A 13,475-nucleotide genomic window follows, 5' to 3' on the forward strand; every position below is an offset into this window, starting at 1 on the left:
CGACGATGAGTCCGGGACGCGCGGTCGGTCTGCACCCCATGACCGCCACCAACCTCGCCGACCTCTACGACCTGCCCCCGATGGAGTGGCGGGAGATCGTCACGCACCTCGACGCGGGCATCGCCCAGGCACCCGGTGCCGGGGGCCCGGACCGGCACACGTGCTGGCTGACGACCCTGAACCCCGACGGCAGCCCGCACGTGACCGCCCTGGGCGCGCTGTGGGTCGACGGCTCCTTCTGGTTCGAGACCGGTGCCACCACCCGCAAGGGACGCAATCTCTCCCGGGACCCGCGGTGTGCACTGAGCGTGGCGCTCCGCGACGTCGACCTGGTCGTCGAGGGCGCCGCCGAGCCGGTGTTCGACCCGGCCGTGGTGGCCGCGCGGGCCGCCGACTGGGCTGCCGAGGGCTGGCCGTGCGAGGTCGACGAGAGCGGCGTGGCGCTCACCGCGCCGTTCAGCGCCCCGTCGGCGGGCAAGCCGCCGTGGCTCGTCTACCGGATCGTCGCTCGCCAGGCGATGGCGCTCTCGACCGTCGAGCCCGGGGGTGCCACCCGCTGGGCCTTCTGAGGCCGACTCACCAGCCCGGCGGCAACGAGGTGAAGTCCGGCTCCCGGCCCTCGGCGAAGGCGGACAGCGCCTCGAGGTTCGCGGGCCCGCCCATCAGCTCGGCGAAGGCGGCGTTCTCGCGCTCGCGGGCGGCGTCGATCTCGGCGCGCAACGGCGCGGTCATGGTGCGCTTGACCGCGACCAGCGACGAGATCGGCCGCCGGGCCAGGAGCGCGGCGTGCCGGGTGGCCTCGGCCAGCAGGTCGTCGGGCTCGCAGACCCGCCAGACCAGCCCCATCTCCAGCGCCTCCTGCGCCGAGACCCACTCCGCCGAGAGCAGCACCCAGGCGGCGTCCTGGCGGCCGAGCAGCCGGGGGAGGAGGTACGACGAGGCCGCCTCCGGAGCGACGCCCAGCGAGGTGAACGGGCACTTGAGTCGGGCGGTGGACGACATGAACGCCAGGTCGGCGAAGCCGAGGATCGTCGTACCGATGCCGAGCCCGACCCCGTTCACCGCGCACACCAGCGGCTTGGGGAAGTCGACCAGGGCGTCGACCAGCCCGACGAACCCGTGCTTCCCGCGCTCGAACGTCGGGTCGGTGGCGATCTTGTGCATCTCCAGCAGGTCGGTGCCGGCGCTGAAGCCCCGGCCGTTGCCGGTGAGCAGCACCACGGCCACCTCGGGGTCGGTGGCGGCGTCGAGCAGCGCCTGCGCGGTGGCGTCGTACAGCGCCTCGTTGAAGGCGTTGAGCGCCTCGGGCCGGTCCAGGGTGAGGGTGCGGACGCGATCGACGTCGGTGATCTGCAGCATGGGGGGAGACTAGAACAGGTTCCACCGTCGGTGTCCTGGGCTACGGTCGCCGTGATGAGCTCGCAGACCCGCGTGTGGCGCCCCGACCGGCCGTGTTCGGTCGGGATGCTGCGCATCCACCGGCGTGGCGGCGGCGACCCGACGTACCACCTCGAGGGCGACCGGCACTGGCGCGGCGTCCGCACCCCCGAGGGTCCGGCCACGCTGGCGATCCGCTCGCGACCCGCCGACGGCGAGATCCACGCGGAGGCGTGGGGGCCCGGCGCGGAGTGGGTGCTGGCCTCCGTCCCCGGCCTGCTCGGCGCCGACGACGACCCGAGCGGCTTCGAGCCGCGCCACCCCGTGCTGGTCGAGGCCGCCCGGCGGTACGGCGAGGTCCGCATCGGCCGCAGCGGTCTGGTGATGGAGTCGCTGGTGCCCGCCATCATCGAGCAGAAGGTCACCGGCCAGGAGGCGTTCGCCGGCTTCCGGATGCTGGTGCACCGTTTCGGCGAGCGGGCACCGGGACCGGGCGCCGACCGCCGCCTGTGGGTCCAGCCGGACCCCGCGACGCTGCGGACCATCCCGTCGTGGGAGTGGCTGCGGATGCACGTCGACCCGGCCCGCTCCCGCGTCGTCGTGACGGCGGCCCGGGTCGCCGACGCCCTCGAGCGGACCGCGACCGTGCCGCACGACGAGGCCCTGCGGCGACTCACGTCGATCCCCGGCATCGGTCGCTGGACGGCGGCGGAGACGATGCAGCGCGCCCACGGCGACGCCGACGCGGTCTCCTTCGGCGACTACCACGTGGCCAAGGACATCGGCTGGGCGCTGACCGGCACCCCCTTCGACGACGACGAGCTGGCGGCGTACCTCGAGCCCTGGCGGCCGCACCGGGGTCGGGTGCAGGCACTGGTCGGCCGGGCCGGGCTGCGCCGTCCGCGGCACGGCGCCCGGATGGCCCCGCGCACGCACCTCCCGGCCCGGGTCACCCGTTCGTGACGCTCCCGGCCGGCTGACGCCGCCGTCGCAGGGCCGGGTCGAGCAGCGCCGGCGGTGTGTCGAAGCGCTCGCCCGGCGCGACGTCCACGCCGGGGCTGACCACCTCGTCGATCGCGTCGAGCACGTCGTCACCGAGCACGGTGTCGGCCGCGGCGAGCTGGGAGTCCAGGTGCTCCCGCGTGCGCGGGCCGATGATCGCGCTGGTGATCGCCGGGTGGGCGGTCACGAACCCGAGCGCGAGCTGGATCAGCGTGAGCCCGGCCTGGTCGGCGATCACGGCGAGCCTCTCGACCGCCTCCAGCTTCGCCTGGTTCACCGGGACGGTGAGGTCGAAGCGGTCGGGCAGGAGGGTCGACCGGTTGGTGCTGATCTCCCGGCCGGCCCGGATCGCGCCGGACAGCCAGCCGCCCGCGAGCGGGCTCCAGGCGAGGGTGCCGAGGCCGTACTCCTCGGTGACCGGCAGCACGTGCGCCTCGATGCTGCGCTGAAGCAGGGAGTAGCCGGGCTGCTCGGTGACGAACCGGCCCAGGTGCCGCTCGCGCGCGGTCCACTGCGCCTGCACGATCCGGTACGCCGGGTACGTCGAGGAGCCGAAGTATCGGATCTTGCCCGCCCGCTGCAGGTCGGTGAGCGCGGAGAGGGTCTCCTCGTCGCTGACGGTCGGGTCCCACCGGTGCACCTGGTAGAGGTCGACGTGGTCGACGCCGAGGCGGCGCAGGCTGTTCTCGAGCTCGGTGACGATCCAGCGCCGGGAGGTTCCCTGCTGGTTGCGTTCGTCGCTCATCGGACCCCACACCTTGGTGGCCAGCACGAGGTCGTCGCGGCGGCCGGCGATGGCCTTGCCCACCATCTCCTCCGACTCGCCGCGGCCGTACCAGTCGGCGGTGTCGATGACGTTCACGCCGGCCTCGAGGGCGGCGTCGACGATGGCCGAGGCCTCGTCCTGATCGGTGCGACCGGCGGACCCGAAGTTCATCGCGCCGAGCGCGAGGGTGCTGACCCGGACGCCGGTGCGACCGAGGATGCGGTACTGCATGACGGGGACCTCCTGTGATGGCATGATGGAAGCGGAACATTGTTCCGCGATCAACCATACGGAACAATGTTCCGTTTAGCAATCGCTGGAGGAGAGGGACTGTGCCGCCTCGCAAGCGCGCCGACGCCCGGCGCAACGAGGAGACGCTGCTCACGGCTGCCGCCGCCGTGTTCGTGGAGGCCGGGGTGGAGGCGCCGGTACGCGCCATCGCGGCCCGCGCAGGAGTAGGGGTCGCCACGATCTACCGGCACTTCCCGACCCGGGCCGACCTGATCGTCGCCGTCTTCCGCCACCAGGTGGAGTCGTGCGCCGACGCCGCGCCCGAGCTGCTGGCCCGCCACGAGTCGCCGTACGACGCCCTCGTGGCCTGGATCGATCTGTTCGTCGACTTCGTCGCCACCAAGCACGGGCTGGCCGAGGTGCTGCAGTCCGACGCCGACGCCTTCGGTGCCCTGCACACCCTGTTCCTCGACCGACTGGTCCCGGCCTGCGTCGGCCTGCTCGACGCCGCCCGCGCCGCGGGCGAGGTGCGCGGCGACGTCGGAGCCGAGGCGCTGTTGCGCAGCGTCGGCAACCTGTGCGCGGGCGGCGCCTCGCCGGGCTACGAGCCGCGCCGGATGGTCGGCCTGCTGGTGGCGGGGCTGCGGGCCTGACTACAGCAGCGGCCGCAGCGGCGCCAGCATCAGCTCGGTGAACTTGCGGTGCAGGTCGCGCGCCTCCCACTCGCTCTGGGTGAGCTCGAGGCAGTTGCTCTGGTCGGTCGCGAAGATCTCCTCCAGCGTCCGGGCGAACGCGTCGTCGAAGACCTCGACGTTGATCTCGTAGTTGCCCTGCAGGCTGAGCCGGTCGATGTTGGCGGTGCCGACGGTGGACCAGCTGCCGTCCACGGTCGAGGTCTTGGCGTGCACCATCGCGTCCTTGAAGCGGAAGATCCGCACGCCCGCGCCGAGCAGCTGGCTGAAGTAGCCCCGCGAGATCCAGTCGGCCACGATGTGGTTCGACTTCAGCGGCACGAGCAGGCGTACGTCGACCCCGCGGCGGGCGGCGTCCTTCATCGCGTCGACGAAGTCCTGGTCGGGGGTGAAGTAGGCCTGCGTCATCCAGACGTTGACGCTCGCCCGGTTGATCGCCTCGATGTACATCGAGCGGATGGGGAACATCCACAGCCGCGGCACGTTGCGGTGGATCCGGATCCGCGGCTCCCAGGTCGAGGCCGTCTCCAGCAGCAGCGGTCGCTCGCTGGTGCCGATCCGCCGGCGCCGGTTGAGGTTCCAGAAGTCGGCGAACGCGCGCTTGAGGTCCCACACGCCCGGCCCGGTGATCCGGACGTGGGTGTCGCGCCACTCGGTCTCGTACGCCGACCCGATGTTGTAGCCGCCGACGAAGCCCTCGGTGTCGTCGACCACGAGGATCTTGCGGTGGTCGCGGCCGTAGCGGGCCAGGTCGAAGAAGCGCCAGCCGGCCGGGTAGACGGGGTAGCGCAGGACCTTCATGTTCGCCGGGAACATCTTGAACCGCGGCGAGACGACGAGGTTCGCGAAGCCGTCGTAGATGCAGAAGACCTCCACGCCCCGGTCGGCGGCCGCGGCCAGCGCTGCCTTGAACCGCTCGCCGACCTCGTCGCCCTTCCAGATGTAGGTCTCGAAGAGGATCTGCTTCTGGGCACCGTCGATGGCGGCCAGCATGGCGTCGTACAGGTCGCGACCGAAGGTGTACGTCGTCACCTCGCCGTCGCCGATCGGCACGGGCCGCGGCGGGGTGACGGGGAACGGCTTCGGCTTCTTGCCCCGGCGGCGGTAGGAGTCGACCAGCGACATCCCGACGGCGAGGACGAACTGGATGCCGAAGACGGCCAGCAGCGTCCGCCGGAGCACTCGCAGCACCCGATCCGTGGCCCTCGGTGCGCGCATCCTCACCGGGACAACATAGCGACGAGCCGGACTGTCGGTGGCCCCGCCTACGCTGGACGCATGCGTCCTGTCACCGATCTCGTGCGCCGGGTGGCGCCGTTCAAGGTCGAATCCGACTATCAGCCGTCCGGCGACCAGCCTGCGGCGATCGAGGAGATCACCAAGCGGATCACCGGCGGCGTCGAGGACGTCGTCCTGCTGGGCGCCACCGGCACCGGCAAGACGGCCACCGTCGCCTGGGTCACCGAGCAGCTGCAGCGCCCGGTGCTCGTGCTCCAGCCCAACAAGACGCTCGCGGCGCAGTTCGCCAACGAGCTGCGCCAGCTCTTCCCGAGCAACGCGGTCGAGTACTTCGTGAGCTACTACGACTACTACCAGCCTGAGGCCTACGTCCCGCAGACCGACACCTACATCGAGAAGGACTCCTCGATCAACGAGGAGGTCGAGCGGCTGAGGCACAGCGCGACCAACAGCCTGCTCACCCGTCGCGACGTGATCGTGGTGAGCACCGTGTCGTGCATCTACGGCCTCGGCACCCCGCAGGAGTACGTCGACCGGATGCTGCGCCTGCGCGTGGGCGAGGAGCACGACCGCGACTCCGTGCTGCGGCAGCTCGTCCAGATCCAGTACACCCGCAACGACATGACCTTCACCCGCGGCACCTTCCGGGTCCGCGGCGACACCCTCGAGATCTTCCCGGTCTACGAGGAGCACGCGGTCCGCATCGAGTTCTTCGGCGACGAGATCGAGCGGCTGATGACCCTGCACGCCGTGACCGGCGAGGTGCTGACCGAGGACGAGGAGCTCTACGTCTTCCCCGCGACCCACTACGTCGCCGGCCCGGAGCGGATGGAGCGGGCGATCACGGGCATCGAGCTGGAGCTGGAGGACCAGCTGGCGAAGTTCGAGCGCGAGGGCAAGCTGCTGGAGGCCCAGCGACTGCGGATGCGCACGACGTACGACGTCGAGATGATGCGCCAGATCGGATCCTGCTCCGGCATCGAGAACTACTCCATGCACATGGACGGCCGCGAGCGCGGCACCGCCCCGAACACCCTGCTCGACTACTTCCCTGAGGACTTCGTGCTCGTGGTGGACGAGTCCCACGTCGCCGTCCCGCAGGTCGGTGGCATGTACGAGGGCGACATGTCCCGCAAGCGCAACCTGGTCGACCACGGCTTCCGGCTGCCGAGCGCGATGGACAACCGCCCGCTGCGCTGGGAGGAGTTCCTCGAGCGGATCGGCCAGACGATCTACCTCTCCGCGACGCCCGGCGACTACGAGCTCGACAAGGTCGGCGGAGACACCGTCGAGCAGATCATCCGTCCGACCGGCCTGATCGACCCCGAGGTCGTCATCAAGCCGACGAAGGGCCAGATCGACGACCTGATCCACGAGATCCGCACCCGCGCCGAGAAGGACGAGCGGGTCCTGGTCACGACCCTGACCAAGAAGATGTCCGAGGACCTCACCGACTACCTCCTCGACGCCGGCATCCGCACCCGCTACCTGCACTCCGAGATCGACACCCTGCGCCGCATCGAGCTGCTCCGCGAGCTCCGGATGGGCGAGTACGACGTGCTGGTCGGCATCAACCTCCTCCGCGAGGGCCTCGACCTGCCCGAGGTGTCGCTGGTGTCGATCCTCGACGCCGACAAGGAGGGCTTCCTGCGCTCCGACAAGTCGCTGATCCAGACGATCGGACGCGCGGCCCGCAACGTGTCGGGCCAGGTGCACATGTACGCCGACAAGATCACGCCGTCCATGGAGAAGGCGATCGAGGAGACCAACCGGCGCCGCGAGAAGCAGGTGGCCTACAACCTGGCCGCCGGCGTCGACCCGCAGCCGCTGCGCAAGAAGATCGCCGACATCACCGAGATGCTGGCGCGCGAGGACGAGAACACCCAGGCCCTGCTGGAGACCTGGGCCGGCACCGCGGCCAAGGGCCGGGCCGGCGGGGTGAAGGCGAAGCAGCCCGTCCCGTTGCTGCGCGAGGGCGACGCCGGCAGGCACGCGGCCGGCCTGGCCGGCATGCCCAGCTCCGATCTCGCCCAGCTCATCCAGGACCTCACCGACCAGATGCGCACCGCCGCCGCGGAGCTCCAGTTCGAGCTGGCCGCGCGCCTGCGCGACGAGATCTCGGAGCTCAAGAAGGAGCTCCGCCAGATGATGGAGGCGACGAAGTGAGGAGGGGACGCCGAGCGAGGAACGAGCTCGAGTGTCCCCGACGAGCGAGCGTCGGCGACCACGTGAGCGATCGCCGACGGCGGACCTGACTGCCGAGTCGAGTCGGCACAACATTCGCGCCGACTCGGCGGGCCGGGGGAGTGCGAGCCGGGGGAGGCCATCCCCGGCGCCGAGCATGATCCAGCCGCAGCACGGCTTCGGGCCGCGGGCGCGGCACCGCGTCGGGAGGCTGTTCAGGCGCCGTGTAGGCGGGTTCCTAGACTCGACGGGTGACCCCTCGGACCGCGACCTCGCCGTGGGCGGGGCTGACGGTCTGGCTCGTCGGGCTGTCCATCTACGTGCTCGCCGTCTTCCACCGCTCGTCGCTGGCGGTGGCCGGCCTGGTGGCGACCGAGCGGTTCGACATCTCGGCCTCCCAGCTGGCGACGTTCACGATGCTCCAGCTGCTGGTGTACGCCGGCATGCAGATCCCGGTCGGCCTGCTCGTCGACCGGTTCGGCTCGCGCAGCGTGCTGCTGGCCGGTGCCCTGGTGCTCTCGGTCGCGCAGGCCGGGTTCGCGCTGTCCGAGAGCTATCCGCTGGCGCTGACGGCGCGATTCTTCGTCGGGCTGGGCGACGCGATGACGTTCATCTGCGTGATCCGGATCCTGGCGGTCTGGTTCCCGGCCCGCCGGATCCCGTTGCTGACCCAGCTCACCGGCACGGTGGGACAGCTGGGTGCGGTCGGCGCCGCGGTGCCGATGACCTGGGCGCTCAGCAGTTTCGGCTGGACCCGCGCGTACCTGGTCACGGCCTGCTTCGGTCTGGTCCTCGCCGCGCTCGGTGCCCTGCTGCTCCGGGACTCGCCGGAGCACCGCAACCTGCGCGGCACCACCCTCTCGCTGACCGCGGTCCGGGCCAGCCTGGCGGCCTCCTGGGCCCACCCGGGCACCCGGCTCGGGTTCTGGATCCACTTCTGCACCCAGTCCAGCGGGACCGCCATGGCCCTGCTGTGGGGCTACCCGTTCTTCGTCAAAGGCGAGGGCCGCACCAGCGGGGAGGCGGGCCTGCTGCTCACCCTGATCGTGGTCTCGGTGATCGTCGCCGGCCCGGTGCTCGGCTGGCTGATCGCCCTGCACCCGTGGCACCGCTCGTCGATGGTGCTGGTGATCGTCGGGGTGATGGCCGGGGTCTGGACGGTGGTGCTCGCCTGGCCCGGCGACGCGCCGTTCGGGGTGCTCGCCCTGCTGGCCCTGGTGATCGGGGTCGGCGGTCCGGCGTCGGTGATCGGCTTCGACGTCGGCCGCACGTCCAATCCCGCGGCGCGGCTGGCCAGCGCCACCGGGATCATCAACGTCGCGGGCTTCTGCGCGAGCCTGTGGCTGGTGGTGATGATCGGCCTGGTCCTCGACTGGCGCACCCCGGGCGGCGGCACCGACTACAGCCCGTCGGCCTTCCGCTGGGCGATGAGCGTCCAGTACGCCGTGTGGGCCCTCGGCCTGGCCCAGATCCTGCGCTACCGCCACCAGGCGCGCCAGGTCATCGACCGGGGCGAGCTCGAGGCCGGTGCGACGACATGAGCGAGGGCCCCGAGCGCACCCCCGACGGGCGCTACGTCGTCATCGACGGACGTCGCTGGCGCGCGACGGATCCGGCGATCCCCGAGTCCCGCCGCGACGAGCTGCAGCGGATCCTGATGGCCTGGCGGCGCGAGGTAGGTCGTACCAAGGGGACCGACGAGGAGCGCGCGTCCCGCGACGGCGTCCAGGCGGCCAAGGTCGCACTGGGCGAGCGCGGCACCCCGTGGTGGGAGCAGACCGACGACGAGCGACGCGCTCGCTGGGAGACCGACGTACCCGGTCCCGGATAGCGCGACCCCGTGCCTCGCCTCGAGTCGCGTGGCAGGTGCCCTGCTCGGGGCCTCAGGCCGGGAAGATGTCGCCGGTGGTCGTCCCGTGCTGACTGTGCTGGCGGTAGGTCCGCTCGCCAGTGGCCGTGAGTTCGATGCGTCGGTACTCGACCTCGAGATCCTCCCGGGTCAGCTCCCACAGGGCGGTGGCGGTGGCGGCGCACCGGGAGCGGGGCGGGTGGGCCCCCGGGTCGTCGAAGTAGGCCTCGACGGCAGCGCGCGCCATGAAGCGCCCACCGAGGGCGTGGGTGCGCCGCCCCCACCACCAGCGCGAGATGGCTCCCTCGACGGCGATCGCCGGGGAGGTCTCGACATTGATGATGTCGAGACGCTCGTACTCCCACTCGAGCAGGAGTTCGGCGTAGGTGTGCGCTAGCGGCGGCCAGGACAGGGTGCCCTCGATGACGACGTTCTCGCGGCGTTGTACGGCGTGGTCGAGGAGGTCGGCCGCCACCCTGTTCGCCGGCTCGTGGACGCGCGCCGACAACTCCCTCGGGGCGACCGGCCTGCCGTCGGCGAGCGTGATGCCGTGGGCGTCGTCGAACATGCCCTCGTTCTGGGCGTGGGCCAGGAGGAGGTCCTTGATCTCGTCGGGGTCGATGACGAGGTAGCCGCGCGTGGTCGCGCTCGCGCCGACCCACCGGCTCTTCCCGGCACCGGGCGGCCCGGCGGTCACCAGCATCATCGAACCGCCCTGGACGGGCGGCGACTTCGAGGCGCGGTAGGTGTCGCCAGCCTCGGCGAGCAGGTCGTCGGTGAACAGTGGGTCGTGGGCGCGATGGTCGGCGGGCAGCCGAAGGGCGGGGTCCGGGCCGATGAGTGCTTCGAGTTCGGAATGGACCTGATCGCGCAGGACCTTGTCCACTGAACCCGAGCCGCCGGGCTCAGCCGTGGACAGCGGACCGGACCTCGGCGTACTCCTCGTCTGCGAGGAGGCCCTTCGCCCGTGCGCGCCGGACGTCGTCCCAGGTCCCGGCAACGTAGCCGTCGCCGCCGGTGGGATCGGTCTCGCCGAAGGTGTAGTCCAACGCTTTCAGCCGCTCGATCAGTTCGCGGCGGACGCCGCCGGGAACCCCATCGGGGGCAACGAAGGCCCGGAGGATGATCTCCTCGGGGGTCTCCTCGACGCTCTGCCCGCGCAGAGCGAGCAGTTTCTGGATCCGGTGGACTCGCGGCTGGGTCGTGCCGAGCTGCTCGGCGATCTCACGCTGCTTGAGGCCCTGGCGAGCGAGGATCGCGACGTCACGGATCTCGTCGATGCGGTTCAGCCGCTCCCAGGCGTGACGCACGCGAGCGCGCTGCGCGATGGCGGCCTTGTCCGTGGCGATGCGGTCCAGGACACTCACGACAGTCGACCCCTTCCGTTGATTCGGAGCGTATCACGATCGTGATACGGGACGTATCGGAGCGCGGACGGATACCGACCTCCAGGCGACAACGGGGAAGCGACGACGTTGTCGGTGTTTGACGGGGGACGCGGTTGCCTCGGGTGGAAGACCAGTCCCCGGGTCAGATGGCCGACGACTACCGTCGGTCCATGGACGTCGAGACGATGCTGTCCCACTGCCTGGCCAAGCCGGGCGCCTGGGCGGACAACCCGTGGGACCACGAGCACCCGGTGGTCAAGGTCGGCCCGGCGGAGCGCGGCAAGATCTTCGCGTTCCTGGGCGCCGCCAGGTCGGGGTGAAGAGCGGTCCGACCCGCGAGGTCGCGGACGAGTGGCTGCACCGCTACCCCGGCGAGGCGACCGTGATGGCCTACATCGGCCGCTCCGGCTGGAACGACCTCGCCTTCGGCGCGACGATCCCCGACGACGAGCTGCTCGAGGCGGTCGACGAGTCGTACCGCCTGGTGGTCGGCAAGCTGCCGAAGAAGCTGCGTCCGGCGGGGTGGGAGGGCTGACCCTCAGCGCGGGATGGCCCGGCTGACCGTGAGTCCGACGAGGCGGGCGACCACGAGAGCGACGTACAGGACGCCGGCGACCATCTCGACCATCACCAGCGACCGGGCGTGCGGCTCCACGGGGACCACGTCGGACAGGCCCACGCTGGTGAGGGTGGAGAACGACAGGTAGAGCAGCTCGAACCAGTCCCGCTCGTTCGCCCCGCCGGCGCCGATGAACGACCCGGGCCAGACGACCTGGGCGGCGACGAAGACGTAGGCGAAGCCCCAGGCCACGACGGTGAACGCCGCCCCCGTCGCGAACAGCTCGTCGCGGGTGACCCGGTCGTCGTGGAAGAGGTACCGGATCATCCCGTAGGAGATGTAGAAGTAGAACGGCGCGTGCAGCAGCGCCGAGGTGAGCACGATCCAGTCGCTGTCCGGGGAGATGGCCTCCAGGACCGTGAAGATCATGCCGGGGACGCCGAGTCCGAGCGCCACCCAGGACAGGACAGGGGTACGCCGCACCGCCCAGAGCGCGGTCGCCACGATCGCCAGCTGCAGCACGCCGAAGACGGCGATGCCGGTCCGCGACCCCTCCAGGTAGGGGTAGGCGAGCACGCCGACCAGCTGCGCGCCGAGCAGCACGGCCGAAGGGTGCTTGCCCAGGATCAGGCGGACGCGGTGCCGGTCGGCGTGCGGGTCGGCCTGCGGGTCGGGCGCGTTCACGATCCCAGCTCGCGCCTGCGCAGCTCGCGCGCCTGCTTCTTCTCCAGCCTGCGCACGTGCTCCCCGACGATGGCCTGCCGCCGGGCGGTGGTCTGGACGAGGTTGATGCCGGTGCCGAGCATCACCCAGAGGGGCCACGGGTGCCCGGTCGGGCCCATGGTCAGCATCCAGATGATCCAGCAGATCAGGCTGGGGAGGAGGAAGGTGCCCACCGCCTCCCGCACGTCCTTGCGCCACGCGTCCTCGCCGCGGCGGCGCAGCTCGGCGGGGGTGGCGAGCGCCAGCTCGGTGCCGGCGTCGCGCCGCGCCGGCAGGGCCGGCACCAGATCGGCGACGAGCGGGGGGAGGTCGCCGAGCGTCCGCGCTGCGGACACGGCCGCGCTGCGCTCGTCGTGCTCCTCGCGGTCGAGGCGGCCCTCGGCGTACCCCTCGGCGAGCACCTGGTGGACCAGGTCGCGGTCGTGGTCGGACGCGCGCAGCGAGGCGTGCGTCGGATCCCGCGGGTCGTGCGGGAACGAGGCCCAGAAGGCGGAGCTGTCCACGGAGCGCATCGTTCCGCATCGGGCACCGTCTCGCGAACTCGGCCTCGACGGTCAATGTGACTCACGCCACTCGAGGAGTGAGTCGAGGGTGTTGAGGGTAGTGAGCGGTCGCTGCCCGGAACGAGAACACGTTCTACTGCGGCCCGGGCCGTTCGGCGACGATGGGGAGGGACCGATGGCGATCAGCGTGGTCTCGGTGATCCGTGGGCCCGGGGAGATCGCCGCCATGGTGGTCGAGGTCGTGAAGGTGATCTTCACCCGTCCGTTCCAGTTCCGGGAGTTCGTCGAGCAGGCCTGGTTCATCACGAGCGTGACCCTGATGCCGACGATCCTGGTCTCGATCCCGTTCGGCGCCGTCATCTCGCTCCAGGTCGGGAACCTCACCGGCCAGCTCGGCGCCCAGTCGTTCGCCGGCGCGACCGCGGTGCTCGCGGTGGTCCGCGAGGCCGCCCCGATCGCCGCCGCGCTGATCATCGCCGGCGCCGCCGGATCGGCCATCTGCTCCGACCTGGGCGCGCGCAAGATCCGCGAGGAGATCGACGCGATGGAGGTGCTCGGCGTGAACCCGCTCGAGCGGCTCGTCGCACCCCGCGTGCTGGCCACGATGTTCGTCGCCCTGATGATCATCGGCCTGGTGATCGGGGCCGGCATCGGCGGCGGCTACTTCTTCACCGTCATCGTCCAGGGCGGCTCGGCCGGGGCCTTCCTCTCGTCGTTCACCGCGCTGGCGAGCCTGACCGACCTCTACATCGCGATCATCAAGGCCGTCATCTTCGGGGGCATGGCGGCGATCGTCGGCGCCTACAAGGGGCTCAACGCCGGCGGCGGTCCGAGCGGGGTCGGTCGTGCGGTCAACGAGTCGGTGATCGTCGCGTTCATGCTGCTCTTCTTCATCAACGCGGTGATCACGGCGATCTACTTCCAAGTCGTTCCGCCCCCGGGCCTGTGACGGGGGTGTGGTG

At 71.2% G+C, this 13,475-nt stretch carries 16 protein-coding genes; 9 read left to right on the top strand and 7 right to left on the bottom strand.

What is annotated here, in order from left to right:
* The first annotated feature begins 5 nt into the window (after nucleotides 1-5).
* Complete coding sequence (locus MUB56_RS14705; RefSeq protein WP_244927769.1) at nucleotides 6-569, top strand: pyridoxamine 5'-phosphate oxidase family protein; 564 nt, start codon at nucleotides 6-8, stop codon at nucleotides 567-569.
* Between the two features lie 7 nt (nucleotides 570-576).
* On the opposite strand, the gene MUB56_RS14710 is transcribed toward MUB56_RS14705, so the two are convergent.
* Nucleotides 577-1,359: an enoyl-CoA hydratase-related protein gene (locus MUB56_RS14710; protein WP_244927770.1), complete on the bottom strand. Its 783-nt coding sequence runs from the start codon at nucleotides 1,357-1,359 to the stop codon at nucleotides 577-579.
* Between the two features lie 54 nt (nucleotides 1,360-1,413).
* Between MUB56_RS14710 and MUB56_RS14715 the strand changes: the two genes are divergently transcribed.
* Entirely contained in the window at nucleotides 1,414-2,340 is a 927-nt protein-coding gene (locus MUB56_RS14715) for a DNA-3-methyladenine glycosylase 2 family protein (protein WP_244927771.1), read from the top strand.
* Here the strand turns inward: MUB56_RS14715 and MUB56_RS14720 are convergent.
* Entirely contained in the window at nucleotides 2,327-3,376 is a 1,050-nt protein-coding gene (locus tag MUB56_RS14720) for an aldo/keto reductase (protein ID WP_244927772.1), read from the bottom strand. The genes MUB56_RS14715 and MUB56_RS14720 overlap by 14 nt on opposite strands.
* Nucleotides 3,377-3,477: 101 nt before the next feature.
* On the opposite strand from MUB56_RS14720, the gene MUB56_RS14725 reads away from it, so the two are divergent.
* Nucleotides 3,478-4,029, top strand: a complete 552-nt coding sequence (locus tag MUB56_RS14725) for a TetR/AcrR family transcriptional regulator (protein WP_244927773.1) — start codon at nucleotides 3,478-3,480, stop codon at nucleotides 4,027-4,029.
* Here MUB56_RS14725 and MUB56_RS14730 read toward each other — a convergent pair whose 3' ends face one another.
* A complete protein-coding gene (locus MUB56_RS14730) occupies nucleotides 4,030-5,286 on the bottom strand; it encodes a phospholipase D-like domain-containing protein (RefSeq protein WP_244932414.1) in 1,257 nt (418 codons plus the stop codon). It abuts the gene before it with no gap.
* Nucleotides 5,287-5,346: 60 nt separating this feature from the next.
* Here MUB56_RS14730 and uvrB point away from each other — a divergent pair, with 60 nt between their 5' ends.
* The 3 genes from uvrB (at nucleotide 5,347) to MUB56_RS14745 (ending at nucleotide 9,322) form a co-directional block, all read left to right on the top strand.
* Complete coding sequence (uvrB, locus tag MUB56_RS14735; protein ID WP_244927774.1) at nucleotides 5,347-7,473, top strand: excinuclease ABC subunit UvrB; 2,127 nt, start codon at nucleotides 5,347-5,349, stop codon at nucleotides 7,471-7,473.
* 269 nt (nucleotides 7,474-7,742) lie between these two features.
* Nucleotides 7,743-9,032 (top strand): MFS transporter, encoded by a 1,290-nt coding sequence (locus MUB56_RS14740; protein WP_244927775.1) that lies wholly within the window; start codon nucleotides 7,743-7,745, stop codon nucleotides 9,030-9,032.
* Complete coding sequence (locus tag MUB56_RS14745; protein ID WP_244927776.1) at nucleotides 9,029-9,322, top strand: hypothetical protein; 294 nt, start codon at nucleotides 9,029-9,031, stop codon at nucleotides 9,320-9,322. Before MUB56_RS14740 ends, MUB56_RS14745 begins: the two co-directional genes overlap by 4 nt.
* 52 nt (nucleotides 9,323-9,374) lie before the next feature.
* On the opposite strand, the gene MUB56_RS14750 is transcribed toward MUB56_RS14745, so the two are convergent.
* Together MUB56_RS14750 and MUB56_RS14755 are read right to left on the bottom strand one after the other, a co-directional pair.
* A complete protein-coding gene (locus tag MUB56_RS14750; protein WP_244927777.1) occupies nucleotides 9,375-10,226 on the bottom strand; it encodes a zeta toxin family protein in 852 nt (283 codons plus the stop codon).
* Nucleotides 10,227-10,245: 19 nt separating this feature from the next.
* Entirely contained in the window at nucleotides 10,246-10,707 is a 462-nt protein-coding gene (locus MUB56_RS14755) for a hypothetical protein (protein ID WP_244927778.1), read from the bottom strand.
* Between the two features lie 191 nt (nucleotides 10,708-10,898).
* On the opposite strand from MUB56_RS14755, the gene MUB56_RS14760 reads away from it, so the two are divergent.
* Both MUB56_RS14760 and MUB56_RS14765 read left to right on the top strand, forming a co-directional pair.
* The gene (locus MUB56_RS14760) at nucleotides 10,899-11,048 is read left to right on the top strand and encodes a hypothetical protein (protein ID WP_244927779.1); all 150 of its coding nucleotides are present in this window, start codon (nucleotides 10,899-10,901) and stop codon (nucleotides 11,046-11,048) included.
* Entirely contained in the window at nucleotides 11,045-11,263 is a 219-nt protein-coding gene (locus MUB56_RS14765; RefSeq protein ID WP_244927780.1) for a hypothetical protein, read from the top strand. The genes MUB56_RS14760 and MUB56_RS14765 overlap by 4 nt, the downstream gene beginning before the upstream one ends.
* 3 nt (nucleotides 11,264-11,266) lie before the next feature.
* On the opposite strand, the gene MUB56_RS14770 is transcribed toward MUB56_RS14765, so the two are convergent.
* The gene (locus tag MUB56_RS14770; protein ID WP_244927781.1) at nucleotides 11,267-11,971 is read right to left on the bottom strand and encodes a potassium channel family protein; all 705 of its coding nucleotides are present in this window, start codon (nucleotides 11,969-11,971) and stop codon (nucleotides 11,267-11,269) included.
* Nucleotides 11,968-12,513, bottom strand: coding sequence for a DUF1707 domain-containing protein (locus tag MUB56_RS14775; RefSeq protein WP_244927782.1), 546 nt, complete (start codon nucleotides 12,511-12,513; stop codon nucleotides 11,968-11,970). Before MUB56_RS14775 ends, MUB56_RS14770 begins: the two co-directional genes overlap by 4 nt.
* A 175-nt stretch (nucleotides 12,514-12,688) precedes the next feature.
* Here MUB56_RS14775 and MUB56_RS14780 point away from each other — a divergent pair, with 175 nt between their 5' ends.
* Nucleotides 12,689-13,462: an ABC transporter permease gene (locus tag MUB56_RS14780; protein ID WP_244927783.1), complete on the top strand. Its 774-nt coding sequence runs from the start codon at nucleotides 12,689-12,691 to the stop codon at nucleotides 13,460-13,462.
* The last annotated feature ends 13 nt before the right edge of the window (nucleotides 13,463-13,475 follow it).

This window comes from Nocardioides sp. W7 (genome assembly GCF_022919075.1).
Lineage (GTDB): Bacteria > Actinomycetota > Actinomycetes > Propionibacteriales > Nocardioidaceae > Nocardioides.